The sequence below is a fragment of the Rivularia sp. PCC 7116 genome (assembly GCF_000316665.1).
Classification (GTDB): Bacteria; Cyanobacteriota; Cyanobacteriia; order Cyanobacteriales; family Nostocaceae; genus Rivularia.
The window spans coordinates 7254259-7269405 of record NC_019678.1; the positions used below are offsets into that span (position 1 = coordinate 7254259).

At 35.2% G+C, this 15147-nt stretch carries 12 protein-coding genes; 8 read left to right on the forward strand and 4 right to left on the reverse strand.

Going from position 1 to position 15147, the window contains the following annotated elements:
* The first annotated feature begins 419 nt into the window (after positions 1 to 419).
* The gene (ttcA, locus tag RIV7116_RS27855) at positions 420 to 1187 is read left to right on the forward strand and encodes a tRNA 2-thiocytidine(32) synthetase TtcA (protein WP_015121672.1); all 768 of its coding nucleotides are present in this window, start codon (positions 420 to 422) and stop codon (positions 1185 to 1187) included.
* Between the two features lie 29 nt (positions 1188 to 1216).
* Here the strand turns inward: ttcA and RIV7116_RS27860 are convergent, their stop codons facing one another.
* The 3 genes from RIV7116_RS27860 to RIV7116_RS34275 form a co-directional block, all read right to left on the reverse strand.
* Positions 1217 to 1546, reverse strand: coding sequence for a nucleoside triphosphate pyrophosphohydrolase family protein (locus tag RIV7116_RS27860; RefSeq protein ID WP_015121673.1), 330 nt, complete (start codon positions 1544 to 1546; stop codon positions 1217 to 1219).
* 83 nt (positions 1547 to 1629) lie between these two features.
* Positions 1630 to 3966, reverse strand: coding sequence for an EAL domain-containing protein (locus RIV7116_RS34270; RefSeq protein WP_015121674.1), 2337 nt, complete (start codon positions 3964 to 3966; stop codon positions 1630 to 1632).
* Between the two features lie 614 nt (positions 3967 to 4580).
* Complete coding sequence (locus tag RIV7116_RS34275) at positions 4581 to 9872, reverse strand: PAS domain S-box protein (RefSeq protein ID WP_157229340.1); 5292 nt, start codon at positions 9870 to 9872, stop codon at positions 4581 to 4583.
* A gap of 308 nt (positions 9873 to 10180) precedes the next feature.
* On the opposite strand from RIV7116_RS34275, the gene RIV7116_RS27880 reads away from it, so the two are divergent.
* From RIV7116_RS27880 to RIV7116_RS27905, 7 genes are all read left to right on the forward strand, one after another.
* Positions 10181 to 11416 carry an LL-diaminopimelate aminotransferase gene (locus RIV7116_RS27880; RefSeq protein ID WP_015121676.1) on the forward strand — a complete coding sequence of 412 codons (1236 nt, stop codon included), beginning with the start codon at positions 10181 to 10183 and terminating at the stop codon, positions 11414 to 11416.
* A 222-nt stretch (positions 11417 to 11638) separates the two neighbouring features.
* Positions 11639 to 11815, forward strand: coding sequence for a hypothetical protein (locus RIV7116_RS36635; protein ID WP_015121677.1), 177 nt, complete (start codon positions 11639 to 11641; stop codon positions 11813 to 11815).
* On the forward strand, positions 11815 to 12018 hold the full coding sequence (locus tag RIV7116_RS27885) for a hypothetical protein (protein WP_015121678.1): 204 nt from the start codon (positions 11815 to 11817) through the stop codon (positions 12016 to 12018). Before RIV7116_RS36635 ends, RIV7116_RS27885 begins: the two co-directional genes overlap by 1 nt.
* Complete coding sequence (locus RIV7116_RS27890; protein WP_015121679.1) at positions 12011 to 12481, forward strand: nucleotidyltransferase domain-containing protein; 471 nt, start codon at positions 12011 to 12013, stop codon at positions 12479 to 12481. The genes RIV7116_RS27885 and RIV7116_RS27890 overlap by 8 nt, the downstream gene beginning before the upstream one ends.
* A gap of 25 nt (positions 12482 to 12506) precedes the next feature.
* A complete protein-coding gene (locus tag RIV7116_RS27895) occupies positions 12507 to 13001 on the forward strand; it encodes a class I SAM-dependent methyltransferase (RefSeq protein ID WP_015121680.1) in 495 nt (164 codons plus the stop codon).
* A gap of 97 nt (positions 13002 to 13098) precedes the next feature.
* Entirely contained in the window at positions 13099 to 13347 is a 249-nt protein-coding gene (locus tag RIV7116_RS27900) for a hypothetical protein (RefSeq protein WP_015121681.1), read from the forward strand.
* A 44-nt stretch (positions 13348 to 13391) separates the two neighbouring features.
* Positions 13392 to 13760: a tautomerase family protein gene (locus tag RIV7116_RS27905; RefSeq protein WP_015121682.1), complete on the forward strand. Its 369-nt coding sequence runs from the start codon at positions 13392 to 13394 to the stop codon at positions 13758 to 13760.
* A 368-nt stretch (positions 13761 to 14128) separates the two neighbouring features.
* On the opposite strand, the gene RIV7116_RS27910 is transcribed toward RIV7116_RS27905, so the two are convergent.
* On the reverse strand, positions 14129 to 14986 hold the full coding sequence (locus tag RIV7116_RS27910; RefSeq protein WP_015121683.1) for a hypothetical protein: 858 nt from the start codon (positions 14984 to 14986) through the stop codon (positions 14129 to 14131).
* Positions 14987 to 15147 lie beyond the last annotated feature (161 nt).

Below are 15147 nucleotides of genomic sequence, written 5' to 3' on the forward strand. Positions count from 1 at the left end.
TAAGTTCTTGATTTGTGAGCTTTATTTGCAAAACTTATCTAGAAAGAGTCGATTATGTATTGCATCTTAACTGTAAAAACAACTAGACAAACGATTATTCCTTAATCGCTTAATAAAGTTTTTGTAAAGATTAGGAAAACATACTGATATATATAAAACAGTGAAAGTTGGGAGGTGGATAATTATTAGTTGAAAATGAGTTGCTGTTGAGCAAGTAGCAAGTTAGGGGCGTTGCTATGAAGTATGAATTAGATTTAATAGGCAGCCGAAACCCTTGTAGAGAGCGCTTGTATAATGCAACGTCTCAAACAACGTCAAATAAAAACTTCATATTTTGATTCAGTAACGGCAGAGTTTGAGAGTTTTGAATAATTTTCAACCCCCTATCCCTTATCACCACGTAAAATTAGGAAAATGCCATGCAAACAACGCAAATTGACTCAAGAAAGCTAGAACAGAAACTGCGTGCAAAAGTTGGACAAGCAATCGGCGATTACAACATGATTGAAAATGGCGATCGCGTCATGGTTTGTCTTTCTGGTGGCAAGGATTCCTACACGATGCTCGATATTTTATTAACTCTGCAACGTAAAGCACCAATAGATTTTGAGATTCTAGCTGTCAATCTCGACCAAAAACAACCCGGTTTCCCCGAACATATCTTGCCGGAATATTTGCAATCTTTGGGGGTTCCCTACCGCATCGTGGAAGAAGATACTTACAGTAGGGTAAAAAGAATTATTCCTGAAGGTAAGACAATGTGTAGCTTGTGTTCGCGGTTGCGACGAGGTATCTTATATCGAGTTGCGAGGGAAGAAAGTGCCACTAAAGTTGCTTTGGGACATCATCGCGATGATATTGTAGAAACTTTGTTTCTAAACATGTTTCATTCCCGAAGTCTTAAAGCCATGCCACCAAAACTCAAAAGTGACGATGGGGAAAATACAGTAATTCGCCCTTTGGCATATTGTTCGGAAGAGGAAATTCAATCTTATGCATGTATGAAAAAATTTCCGATTATTCCCTGCAATCTTTGTGGCTCCCAAGAAAATCTACAGCGAGTCAAAATCAAGCAAATGTTACAAAGTTGGGAAAAAGAAAATCCCGGTAGAATTGATAGTTTATTTGGCAGCCTGCAAAATGTTGTTCCTTCTCACCTTGCCGATACTAAATTATTTGAGTTTTGAAAATTGAGAGAAACTCTTAGTTATTAATATTATCGATTGTCACCACTACCTTTCAAAGTTCCTTTTGCTCTGCGATTTTCCAGCTTTTGGATATTCGCTTCTAAAACATCGTTAAAACTCAATCCTAATTCCTTAGCTAAAACAGCGACATACCAAGCGACATCGCCTAATTCTAGCTTTAGTTTTTCACGAGATTCTTCATCAAGAATAGAATTGCGATCGCGAATAACTCGCTTGATTAATTCCGAAACTTCTCCCGTTTCACCCGCTAACCCTATGCATGGATATACCCAGTTGTTTCCTTTATTGGGATATATGCCAAATTCAAAAACCCGTTCCTGGTATTTGTCAGCATCCATAATAGAATCGCCTTGGTTTTTCTTGCACAACTTTGAATTATAGAATAAATTTTAACTACCCACTATTCAATTTTGTTCGCTGCTCAACAAGCAGCTTTCAAAATGGGAAAAGCAGTAGAATCAATTAAACTTGGTTTACCAAAGAAATAACCCTGAGCGTAATCAATTTTTAATTCTTGTAAAATATTGACAATCTCTTGGTTTTCTGCAAATTCTGCGATTGTTTTAACTCCAATTGCATCGGCTAAATAATTGATAGCCTGCACCATTGCTTTGGTAACTGGTTCTGTATGAATTTCTCTAATAAATGAGCCGTCAATTTTTAAATAGTCTACAGGAAGATTTTTCAAATATGTTAGCGAGGACATTCCTTTACCAAAGTCATCCAGAGCGAAGCTACATCCTAAAGACTTAAGAGACTTGATAAACTTAGAAGCTTGAGACAAATTATTAATCGCGATAGTTTCTGTAATTTCAAAACAGAATATATGCGGAGGAAAGCTAGATTCCAAGAACTTTTGATACAAGTATTTCAGAAACTGGTTGTCATTCAGAGATGCACCAGAAATATTGATAGAGAAACAGATATTATCCCAATTTGAAAACTTAGCATTGCTCAAATAATTGAATAAATTATCAATTACCCACAAATCAATTCTAGGCATCATTGAATAAAGGTTCGCGACTTCCAAAAATTCTTCTGGAAACAGAACCTTACCGTTATCATCTATTAGTCGAATCAACACTTCATAGTGTATTTTATCGTTGTCTTTGTTTAAAGGAACAATGGGCTGAGTGTATAAACAAAATTTATTTTCGTCTAATGCTTTACGTAATTTTTTCACCCATAATAGCTGGGAATTCTTTCTCGATTTTTCTCTGGCTATATCATGAATATATATTTGTTCCCTATTACGCCCTTGTGCTTTCGCTAAATATAAAGCATGATCGGCAGCTTCTACTAATAACACGGGATTATCATCGCTATTAGGAATAGAACCAGCAATCCCCATACTGACTGTCACTGCTGAAGATACAGAAGAACTTGTATGAGGAATGTTTAATTCTTTTATTTTATTTCTTATCGCTTCTGCAACTTTTAAAGCACCTCTAGCTGGAGTATAAGGCAAAATAATTACGAATGCCCCGCCACCATATCTGGCAACGCAATCAGCCGGACGTTTTGCGGTATTTGCAATCGCATCCGCAATCATTCGCAAACATTTGTCTCCTGCATGGTGCCCATAAGTATCGTTATAAGACTTAAAACAGTCAACGTCGCACATAATTATAGATAACGGTGAAGGAATGCGACGTAAACGATTCCACTCTTGAATTAGCTTTTCATCGAAGAAGCGACGGTTGTAAACTTTAGTCAGGGAATCACACAAAGCCAGCTGTTTTAATTCTTTATTGGCTGTACTAAGCTGATTGCATAACCTTCCTTGTTGAATTCCAATTGCTAATTGATTTACCAAACGTTGGATAAATTGAATTTCTTCTGATTTCCATTGTCTGGTTGTGCTGCATTGATGTACTGTGAGAAATCCCCATAAGAAAAAAGTTCGAGGCGCTAATACTCCGTCAGTTTCATCACTTTTGAAAAGTATGGGTATCGTTAAAGCAGCTTTCACTTGAAAGTGCTGTAAATTATTCAAAGATAAACTATCTAAATTTGATGCCTCAATATCATCTATTGCTTTAATTTCACCCCGGAGAAATAGAGCCTTTTCTTCTCTATCTTTAATAAAATATTTATGAGCAATGTTATCTTGCGGTATTTCTGATATTCCAGGCTGAACAACTTGTTGCTCTATATAACTATAAAGATTATCCAAACGACTGATAAGAACGCGATCGCATTTTAAATATTGCAAAATTTCTTTGGCAGCAGTTTTAATAACAAAATTAACGTCTAAGGAATCACGAATGCGCTCGGAAAGTTGAGACAAGAGTTTTTCTTGCTCTGCTTGCTGCTGTAACATAGCGTTTTGCTTAACCAAACTGTTACGCAATTTCTCCATATTGATATGGGTTTGAATCCGAGCAATCAATTCTTCTTTCTGAATTGGTTTGGTTACGTAGTCAACTGCTCCCAATTCAAATCCACGCACTTTATTAATACTATCTGACAAGCCAGTCATAAATATTACGGGAATATCTTTAGTGACGGAATTACTTTTTAACTGTCGGCAGATTTCAAAACCATCTATACCAGACATCAAAATATCCAGCAAAATTAAATCTGGTTTACTATATTCTGCACTTTTAAGAGCATTTTTTCCGGTTTGAGCTACTAATACTTTAAATCCAGCCGCACGCAAATAACTAAATAAAACGTTTAAATTATTAGGAGTGTCATCAACGACTAAAATAACTCCCTTATATTCATCCACTAGATCATCTGGCTTATCGAGCATAATACTTTAGATAGATATACATTACTAATTAGCAGTTAATTCTGAATAAGCTGAATTAAGAATTAACTGCTAAACATGTAAATGCTTACATTAGGCAAAAAAATAAATGAGCTAGAGTAATTGCTTAATATTACGTAAAAATTTTTGTTTAGCTTTAATACAAAACGCTAAAGCTAAGCAATAATTCTATACGGGATTGGTACATTACAGGTCAGTTTATAACTTACATCAATATCAATAACTAGCTTGGAATAAATTTTTGGAGCAGTAGTACAAGTCTTCTAATAATGACACTAGAAGTCAGTTAAATTAGATTGATATCAATACTACTTGGTTATATATGCAGCAACATTTTTGTTTTGAACAGTTAGTTTATCTCGCTTGAGCAGCTTCTATAGATAAAAGTAACTAGATAAAAGTTAGTGAATAAATTGTTGCTGGCACTGCTGTACCGAATCAAGAAATGCTATGGTTCCATGCTCCTAATTTCAAAACATATATTTACAGGGTAAAATGTTTACATGTACAAAATGTAAGGTATATTACATTTTCATGTTCACAGTAATTTTACAGATATTCAATAGTGAAAATACTGAATTACACCTAAGCGGATATTATTTCAGGAAATCTTCCAAAAATTTTTGTAATTTGTGCTGCTGAAAGCTTTGAGCAAGTTCGCAAACTTTCTTAATAAATGGCAAATACTTAGTATCTAGATTTTCTAGATACTCTACTTTCTGAATAATCGCTTCAATGTCTCCAATTTGAGTTAAGTGTATGAGTCCCTTTACCTGCTCCTTTGGTGGAGGTATTAAGGCTTCATTCTCACCAACATCTTGGCTAGAAGTTATTTGCTGTGGTTGATTTTTGTCAGTTAATAACAGTGATTTAGGCAACTCGGGATAAACCCACTCGATGTCGATAAATTGAGCTATGGATTTTATGAGTATCTTTAAATCTACAGGTTTTGATAGAAAAGCATTACATCCGATGCGATAGCTAGAAAGTTGGGCATCAAACATTGCGTTAGCAGAAATAGCGATAATTGGTAAATCTTTAAACTGAGGATTACTTTTCAAAGCTTTAGTTGTTTCAAAACCATCCATAATTGGCATGACTAAATCTAGTAAAACTAAATCAGGTTTGAGATTTTTAACTGTCTCTAAAGCTTGTTTTCCGTTGTTAGCCTCGCTAATTTCAAACCCTAATTGTTGTAAGTAGCTGACAACTACAGCACGATTAATTTTATTATCATCTACAACTAGAATTTTTGGCTGTTTACCTTTGATACCTATGGGATGTAATTCTAAGTTAAAATCTTTAAAATGTTGAATGTCTTCTATTTCTGAAAAATGCAGGTCAAAATAGAAGGTGCTTCCTTTTTGAGTGGTGCTTTCTACTTGAATTTTTCCACCCATCAAATTTACTATTTTTTGACTAATACTCAATCCCAATCCACTACCTTCGTTTAAAGAATCATCATTCTTTAATTGATGAAATGGTAAAAATATTTCCTTCGTTTTATTTTGAGGGATACCAATTCCTGTATCTTCAATTTTGAATTGAATTAAACAACCACTATTATCTTTTACTTCGTTATTTTCCAGTTTACTAACGTAAAAGTTAACTTCACCATCGTGAGTAAATTTTACGGCATTACCCAGTAAATTTAGCAAAACTTGCCTTAAACGAGTTTCATCTGCTCTAATTACAGCCGGTAATCGAGATGATGGTCGATAATTGAAAGTGATATTTTTTTGCTGAGCGCGAACATTAATAATAGAAATTATTTTTTCTAAAAATAAAGGAAAAGATATATCTTTCAGTTCTAATTCTAATTGTTCTGCTTCAATTTTTGATAAATTTAAAATATCATTGAGTAAGGTGAGTAAATGCTCCCCGGATTGATGAATGATATCTATTTTATTCTGTTGTTCCCTATTCAAAGTATCATCAGCTTGAAGGATTTGAGCGAAACCTAAAATACCATTTAGAGGAGTTCTTAATTCATGACTCATATGCGCGATAAAAGAACTTTTTGCCTGGTTGGTGGTTTCTGCTGCTTCTTTAGCACGAGATAACTGTATGGTATTTTTTTCTAACTGATAGTTAGCTCGATACAGCTGTTCTTTAGCGTTTCTAATTTCGGTAATATCAATGCAAGAACCAATATAGCCAATTATTTCGCCTTGCTGACTAAAGCGAGGAACTTCTTTGCCTAACATCCAATAATATTGTCCGTCACTTCCTCGAATGCGGAACTGTATTTCAATTGGTTGACTTTGTTTGTTAAGATTAGATAAATTTTTATACCATGAATCTTGCTGTAAGTCTTCTTCGTGGATACTTTCAAGCCAAGCATCACCGAGCTGCTGCTCTAAACTAATTCCAGTCAATTCTAACCAAGCTTTGTTGAGAAATATTGCTTTGCCCTTAGCATCACTCATCCATATAAGTACGGGAGCGCTATCAGCCATGTTTTTAAACCGAGCTTCGCTTTCCCGTAAAGCGGCTTCGGCTTTTTTGCGCTCGGTAATATCAATCATTACCGCTAAAGTACGTATTATCTCTCCCGCTTCATTTTTATCGGCAACTGCGCTTAAAAGCGTCTCAATCACCTCTCCATTTTTGGGCAAAAATTGATAATTAATATCCCAACAGCTACCATTGCGGAAAAATTCAGGTAAAATACCTCGTGCCTCATTACGCGATTCTAAGGTAAGGAATTGGATAAATCTTTTACCGATAACTTCCTCGCGTTGATAACCTAATTTATCAAGCCAGTAATTACTTACATCGAGTATTCTACCATCTTTATCAATAGAATGTAGCATCACCGGTGTTCTTAAATATAAGCTGCGAAATCTTTCTTCGCTATCGCGTAAATCAGCTTCAGCTTGTTTCCGATAACTGATATCTCTAATCAATTTTAAGAAGCCAAAAATATTACCTTGCTTGTCTCTTACGGGTGTTTTGAAAGTTTCGCTGACAAAAACATCTTGATTGCTGCGGCGGAAGTTAATCTCTAATGGTGTTATTTTATCAGATGTGGTTTGACTATCAGGTGTTATTTGATCGGATGTGGTTTGACTATCAATTGTTTCAGTATCTATGTATATTTTGTGGTCATGATAATCTTCTAAATTAGCGTATAAACTCTCAGGACTTTTTCCTATCAACTCTTCTGCTTGATAACCAAATAAATTTGTAAATCCAGGATTGAGCATTCTGATGTTACGAGCTTTGTCTGTGAAGATTAGGGCATCGGGTAAAGAGCTAAAAATTGCTTCAAATTCAGCTTGTTTTTGATTTAATTTATTGTTGACATATTGTAGAGTGTTTAAAGTTTCCTGTAGCTGATTTTGAGCAGTTTTTATTTCGTTAATATCGATAAAAGTAAGTACTATACCATCTAAGGTACCGTTATCTTTTATATAAGGATTTATTCGCATCAACAAGTATCTATCAAAATCTGCAAGCTTTACTTCTAAATCAAATGACTCCTCATTTTGAGTAGCTTCCTGAATAATTTCAATAAAATTAACACAATCAAGATTATGACTGAGGTGTCTTAATGGGCGATTAATATCAGTTTCTATAAGATTTACCGCAATAGTGGCAGCAGGAGTAAATTTCCGGATTCTTAGCTGTTTATCTAAAAATACTACTCCGATATTTGTGCTTCGGAGTAAATTATTCATATCTTCGTTCAGTTCAATTAATTCGTGTATCTTTAACTGGTATTCGGAATTAACTGTATATAGTTCTTGGTTTACTGAATGTAGTTCTTCATTAGTACTTTGTAACTCTTCATTAGAAGCAGTTAACTCTTCGTTTGCAGCTTGATGTTCTTCGTCAATAGATTCTAATTCTTCAACCAAAGTTTGGAAACTTTCTTCAGCCTGCTTTAATTGGTATTCTAGATGGTTAATTCGCTCAGAAGCTTGAGAATCTGGTTGAAAATCTTCTTCTGGTGTAAAGTTAACTGATGTATCTTGCTCTTGAAAATTTACCATCAATAAATCATCGGCAACTTTACTATCTTCATACAAATCTACTTTTAATTGTATCGTGCGAACATTATTCTCTTCAGCGAGCTTTATACCTTTATAAACAACGCTTTCTTTCTCTTTACGTATTCTGTATAAAGCTGTATTTAAAGGTAATTTCAACGAAGGCAATACAAGTTGAGTTATATCGCTACTTAATTTTCCTATAGGTATTCTTAAAACCCCTGCTAAATCCTCAAATATTTCTACTACCTGATTATTTTTATCTACAATTAAACAAGTAGCTTTTTTATCATTCAAAAAGGCTTTTAATACCTTTTCTAGCATGAATTCTCTTTTTGTGGGTTTGTTTTTATATGATATATTGGAACTAGGATACTTAGTATATTTATCTGGCTTCTCTACCGAAAATATCGGCATATTTAAAGTTACGTCTCTTCGCTTATAATATATTTTATGCTTCCTGATTATCGGCACAAATTCATCTTCTAAATCGCCTAAATGTTCGGAATCTCCCAGAAATAAAATCCCTTTATTTTTAAGCGAAAAATGTATATTTTGCAGCACTCTACGCTGTAATTCTGACTGCAAATAAATTAACATATTGCGACAAGTAACTAAATTTATCCTCGTAAAACCTACATCTTTAGTTAAATCATGAGCGGCGAAAATCAACATGTCTCGCAGTTTTCGCTTTACTTGATATGAATCTTGCCTGGGAATAAAGTATTTCTCTAACCTTTGAGGACTAATACTACCTACAATATCTTTAGAATAAATACCAATTGCAGCTTTTTCTAAAGCTTCTTCATTAATATCTGTAGTAAATATTTTTACTCTCAACTGCTTTTGCGATTTTTCTAAAGCTTCATCAACTACAATAGCTAAAGAATATGCTTCTTCCCCTGTAGCACATGCGCTTACCCAAAATCTTAATTCTTCATCCGGCTGAGTTTTTTCAATTAAATCGGGGATAACTTTCTGCGACAAATATTCCCAAGCACCTTTATCTCGAAAAAAGCTGGTAACAGTAATAGATAAATCTTGAAACAAAGCCTGCTTTTCTTTATCAGACTTTTGCAAAATTGTGATATATTCTTCAATCTTATTACAGTATTGAGCGGAACTACGGCGATGGATACGTCTCGATAAAGTACTGCGTTTATAGAACGAGAAATCAACTTGTTGGTATTGAGATAATATATCAGTAATTTGACTGAGTTTTTTATCATCTAAACCCAAATAAGAATTGATATATTCCTGCTTGATTGATACAGGTGAAATCAGGTAGGTATGAATTAATTCTGCTAATTCAGCAGGGGAAGCAACTTGATTGATTCCATTTAAGTTTCTTTGAGGCAAATGTTGCAAATTCAATATTGCGATCGCGCTTAAGGGCATACCATCAAATTCAGCAGTAGAAGGTTCTTGAACTAAAACAATACCCTTAGCTTCATTGATTGCTTGTAAACCAATTGAACCATCACTTCCCGTACCCGACAAAACCACCCCAATTGCATGTTCCCCATAATTTTGTGCTAAAGACTTAAAAAATAAATCAATGGGAAAATTAGGTTTTACATGCTTTTGATCTTCTCGCTTGACTAAATGTAAGCTTCCATCTTCTAAAATCAAATTTTTATCTGCTGGAATTAAATAAATAGAATTAGGAGCTAACTCCATACCATCTGTAACTCTATAAATTTCCATCCGGGTATGTCGCTGCAATATCTCCTTCATCAAACTCTTGAAATTAGGAGAAAGATGCTGCACGATTACGAACGCAGCGCCACTATCATTAGGCATATTTTGAAAGAATTCTTCAATTGCCTGTAAACCACCAGCAGATGCACCAATTCCTACAACAAACAATTTAACATTCTCCTCGTTAGACAAGTATCTAAATATTCGGCTTTCCAGCAAAATATACTTATAAAACAGTATGTAATTTCTATAATATTAAATTTTGTAAGTAATTATACATATCTTAAGGAGTAAAAAAGATAATTGAGCGTTGTTTATTAGCAATAGTTATGAGTTATTAGGAATTTAAATCATTTCAGATTTTGGCTGAAAGTAAGTAGCGGATGGAACAAAAATCTACAACACTTTTCCAATTGTTAACTGCTAACTGGCTACTCTTGACTCTCCTCATCCCATCCACTTTGCAGTAAGCTGATAAACTATGCACTCATCTAACTCATATGGCAACTATTAACGACAATTATTTGAAACTGAAAGCAGGTTATCTGTTTCCTGAAATTGCTCGCAGAGTAAATGCTTTTGCCCAAGCGAACCCCGATGCTAAAATCATTAAGCTAGGAATTGGTGATGTTACCGAACCATTGCCGCAAGCTTGCCGCACCGCGATTATCAAAGCAACCGAAGAAATGGGCAACCGCGAAACCTTTAAAGGTTATGGCCCCGAACAAGGTTATGCTTGGTTGCGTGAAAAGATTGCACAGCATGACTTCCAGTCGCGAGGATGTGAAATTGATGCTTCAGAAATCTTTATTTCTGACGGCTCTAAATGCGATACGGGTAATATCCTCGATATTTTTGGCAAAAATAATACTATCGCTGTAACAGACCCTGTTTACCCTGTTTATGTTGATACTAACGTGATGGCAGGTCATACGGGAGATGCAAAGAAAACTGGTGAGTATGAAGGTTTAGTATATTTACCTGTAACTGCTGACAACAATTTTACCGCTCAAATTCCCGACCAAAAAGTTGATTTAATCTACCTTTGTTTCCCCAACAATCCCACCGGAGCCACAGCGACTAAAGAAGATTTAAAAGCTTGGGTAGATTACGCCAGAGCAAATAACTCAATCATCTTCTTTGACTCAGCTTACGAAGCCTATATCACCGATTCCTCCCTTCCTCACTCTATCTATGAAATAGAAGGTGCCAGAGATTGCGCGATTGAATTCCGCTCCTTTTCTAAAAATGCAGGCTTTACCGGAACCCGTTGCGCTTGGACAGTAGTGCCCAAAACGCTTACGGCAAAAGCCTCCGACGGTTCCGATGTCGAATTGTGGAAACTCTGGAATCGTCGTCAATCTACCAAATTTAACGGCGTATCTTACATAGTACAGCGCGGTGCTGAAGCAGTTTATTCCAAACAAGGGCAGGAACAAATCAAGCAACTCGTTAGCTTCTATTTAGAAAACGCTAAAATTATCCGCGAAAAACTTGCAGCTGCAGGATTGCAAGTTTACGGAGGAGTCAACGCACCTTACGTCTGGGTTAAAACACCAAGCGGACTTACCAGTTGGGATTTCTTTGATAAATTAGTTAATAGTTGCAACGTCGTAGGTACACCAGGTTCCGGATTTGGCGCTGCCGGTGAAGGATATTTCCGTATTTCTGCATTTAATAGTAGAGAAAATGTAGAAGAAGCAATGAAGCGGATTACCGAGAAATTTAAAGTGTAGAAATTTATTAAGTCAGGCATTGTGCCTGACTATGATTTGATTATAGTGAATTTCAGTTGAAGGGAAAAAATATAAACTATAGCTGTTCAAGATTTAACAGCATAACCAATGCCCAATCCCCAATTTCCCATGCCCATTCCCCATATGTAAGCACCGCTCCTTGAAACTTAATCGTCATAATCTGTAGGATAATCCCAGTAACGGGAGGATTGAACTGAAAAAATGCCTACGGAAGAACAATTAAAATGCCTGTACACGATAACTTGTCAGTTAACTTTCGTGATGCTTCAACCAATTCACCTTGTTTACTTAGACCAACGCACGTTAAATTTATACATCTTAGCTGGCGAACAGGAAGATATTGAATTTGAAGTAACTATTGATGGAGAGGTATTTTAATGAATCCTGCAAACTATACTCAAATGTCCGACAAGCAGTTAAAAAAGTATTTAGCGAACAATCGCAATGACAACGCAGCACTTCAAGTATATTTAAACCGCCGCCATCAAAATTCCAATCCAATCATTGCAACTCTCAATGATTCCGATTTTGATCGCAAAATTCTCGCTGCAATTCGCGATCGCATGAGTAAGAATGCCTAATTCTCAAGTTTTAGAAAATGATTTAATTGAAGCAATTTTAGAAAAAGTCGCAAATTGGGCAGAAGCACGCTCGGAAATTTTAGCATTAGCTTTGGTGGGTTCTTATGCACGAGGTGAAGCAAAACCAGAATCCGATATTGATTTAATGTTCGTTACTTCTGATACAGAATTTTTTCGCCAAGATAATCGTTGGATACATGAAATCAGTTGGGAAGATATTAGTCATCAAATTCTCAAGTGGAATGACGCTCAATATGGTGTAGTCTGTTCTAGGCATATATATTTAGCTAACTTAACCAAAGAGTCAAACAACGAAGTCAAAATAGAATTTAGTTTTGGTTTGCCCTCATGGGCATCAGTTAATCCTATTGATTCGGGTACATTCGAGGTCGTTAGTCCCGGCTGTAAAATTATATACGACCCACACAGACTTTTAGCTAAATTAATATCTAAACTAAAATAGATTCACATTCCAAATCCAAAATCTAATGACGCTTCCGAAGCCAGACATAGCCTATATACCCTGTCAGCAAGAGATTGTAGAAGCCGTACTAGAATTAGCTCAAATCAACTCTGAAGATATTTTCTACGACTTGGGTAGTGGAGACGGGCGCATCTTGATAACTGCTGCAAAAAAGTATGGAACTCGCGGTATAGGTATCGATATTGACCCTAAAAGAATTGAACAGGCTAAACAAAAAGCTCTGAAAACCTCTGTTGGAGGAAAATTAGAGTTTTATCAGCAAGATTTATTTAGCAGTAATTACGCTGATGCAACAGTAATATTTATTTACTTATTGCCTCATTTAAACTTAAGATTGCGTCCCCAATTATGGCAGCAGTTAAAACCAGGTACGCGAATCGTATCTCGTGACTTCGATATGGGAAACTGGAAACCATTAAAGCAAGTAACTCTTACGGTGAAAGAAGAGGCAGAAGAAGAACAAGTCACTTTATACTATTGGGAAATTGGGAATCATTAATGTGTTATTCATTTTTATTGATGAACGGCAAGCTTTAAGCGATAATTATTCATTGACGATCCAAACCTTCCTGGTGAAAATTGATAATTGGTAAATAATGTCTATTTCAAAAACTGAAGCAAAACAACTTTTAGAACGAATGATTTTTGAAGAAACTCATCCTAAAGACTGGGTAGAAGATGTTTGGGGATTAAGCCCATTTTTAGGAGATAGTGCTGCTAAGTTATTTGAAGTTTTTGAGGCATTGATTGAATGTTGTCCCGAAGCACAATTAGAAAATTTATTACAAAGCTATTATCAAGAAAAATTAATGATGAATGAAACTCTTTCTAACGAAGATAATTGAACTATAGCTGCATTTAACATTAATGCTAATCAATAACTTAAACTATGCCCCAAACTAAAATTTTCGGTATTCAAGAATATTTAAATCCGATTAAAAATCAACTGAGTGTAGTGATTCACAGTTGTTTTGTGGATGCGCTGCAATATCCTCCTGATAAACGTTTTCATCGTTTTTTCGCAATGGATAAATCCGATTTTATCTTTCCACCGGATAAAAGCCAAAGCTATCTAATGATTGAGATTAGCATGTTTGAAGGACGTTCGGTTGAAGTCAAAAAAAACTTAATCCGCTTACTTATTAAGCGTATTAACGAAAAGTTTCGCATTTCTTCCAACGATATTGAAATTACTATTTTTGAAACACCAAGACATAACTGGGGCTTAAAAGGTGTTCCCGGTGATGAGTTGGATTGAAGTTATAAAGTAGATATTTGATTCTATATGAGATAGCGTTTAATAGCTTGTAAAGACGACTCTATTGAATCTAACGAAAAATTAACCCGTTTGTACGGGCTAAATTAATTTTGCACTAGTACTAAAAAAATGGTATAGGGGACTTGCTACGATCTAAACTGAATTCTCTCGCTAACTGATATCGGGTGCAGTGAATTACTTACGATACAATCTAGAGCTATCATGATTTTTTATTACCCATAACCGCATTACAACATTTGGCTACTTCGTTAATAAACAGAAAAATTCTGCCATTAAAGTAAACAGTCAATGTTGAAAATGAGTTATTTGTAGCTGCAATCGAAGAAGATATTAAAAACTCACTTTTACTAGACTAAAACATTCATAATATAGTCAATGAGATAGTCTAAATAACCCTTCAATTCTTCAACTGCTTTAGCTGAAACAACACCATCTTTTTGCAAATTGTTGACATATTTGCTTTTAATTAGCTCGAATGCTCTCAAATATATTTCTACTGGTGGCTCGTAATGGTTTACTACTCCTTTATAAAGTAAGCGAGGTTCGATTTCGTTTTCCATGCAGCTACCGATTAATTTGAGATATTTGCTGATAACACGACGAAATTCTTCTATATGGGGATGCTCTTGAGTTAATAATTCCCGTGCTACTGTCTGCGCTAATTGAATTCTATTGGCTAATAACCATCTTCCTGCTTCTATACATCCAGCTCTTTGCGATTCTAATTCTGGCAGCGATGCTGTTAATTCTCGCTCAATACATTCTAATGAGTAACGTAACTTGTTTTGACGTTCTTGAATATCTTTGAGACTTATAACTCCACCGTTATGCAGTTTTTTGTCTTCTAACTCCTCTAATAAAATTTCTACTGTTGGTTTGATAATTTGAGTAAGAATATCTATCTGTTTTTGAATTGTCTCCGAAACTTCATGACGTACCTCATGGTTAGCAATTTTCTCTAAACGATTGCTTGTACTTTCTTCTAACAAGTCAAGCTGTCGTTGCAAAGAAGATACCATTTTCTCTTGAGATGATGCAGTTTGAGATGAAGTTTTATATAACTTGTTTTCTAAATCTTCTACTCTTCTTTGCATTTTTCTAAAAAGAGATGCATTTATCCAAGGGCTGAAGATAAAACCTGTAAAATCATGCAAAGCTTTTCCCATTTTTTCTATAACTCCGGCGTTATTAATTTTCTCTGCCATGCTATTTATCCTTAAAATTTCATTTTTATAAGAGTCTTGAATTAGATTAGATAGATTTTTTGTCTGGCTTGGAGAGACTTAACCAAGGGTTTTAGCAGCAATTGCCTTTCATAAGTAAAAAACTGTTACTTTGCTTTTCCAATAGAAAGGTGTATCGAGGA

Excerpts from the sequence above, each read along its gene's own strand:
- ttcA (WP_015121672.1), top strand. The coding sequence starts at position 420 with ATGCAAACAACGCAAATTGACTCAAGAAAGCTAGAACAGAAACTGCGT.
- RIV7116_RS27860 (WP_015121673.1), bottom strand. The coding sequence starts at position 1,546 with ATGGATGCTGACAAATACCAGGAACGGGTTTTTGAATTTGGCATATAT.
- RIV7116_RS34270 (WP_015121674.1), bottom strand. The coding sequence starts at position 3,966 with ATGCTCGATAAGCCAGATGATCTAGTGGATGAATATAAGGGAGTTATT.
- RIV7116_RS27880 (WP_015121676.1), top strand. The coding sequence starts at position 10,181 with ATGGCAACTATTAACGACAATTATTTGAAACTGAAAGCAGGTTATCTG.
- RIV7116_RS36635 (WP_015121677.1), top strand. The coding sequence starts at position 11,639 with ATGCCTACGGAAGAACAATTAAAATGCCTGTACACGATAACTTGTCAG.
- RIV7116_RS27885 (WP_015121678.1), top strand. The coding sequence starts at position 11,815 with ATGAATCCTGCAAACTATACTCAAATGTCCGACAAGCAGTTAAAAAAG.
- RIV7116_RS27890 (WP_015121679.1), top strand. The coding sequence starts at position 12,011 with ATGCCTAATTCTCAAGTTTTAGAAAATGATTTAATTGAAGCAATTTTA.
- RIV7116_RS27895 (WP_015121680.1), top strand. The coding sequence starts at position 12,507 with ATGACGCTTCCGAAGCCAGACATAGCCTATATACCCTGTCAGCAAGAG.
- RIV7116_RS27900 (WP_015121681.1), top strand. The coding sequence starts at position 13,099 with ATGTCTATTTCAAAAACTGAAGCAAAACAACTTTTAGAACGAATGATT.
- RIV7116_RS27905 (WP_015121682.1), top strand. The coding sequence starts at position 13,392 with ATGCCCCAAACTAAAATTTTCGGTATTCAAGAATATTTAAATCCGATT.
- RIV7116_RS27910 (WP_015121683.1), bottom strand. The coding sequence starts at position 14,986 with ATGGCAGAGAAAATTAATAACGCCGGAGTTATAGAAAAAATGGGAAAA.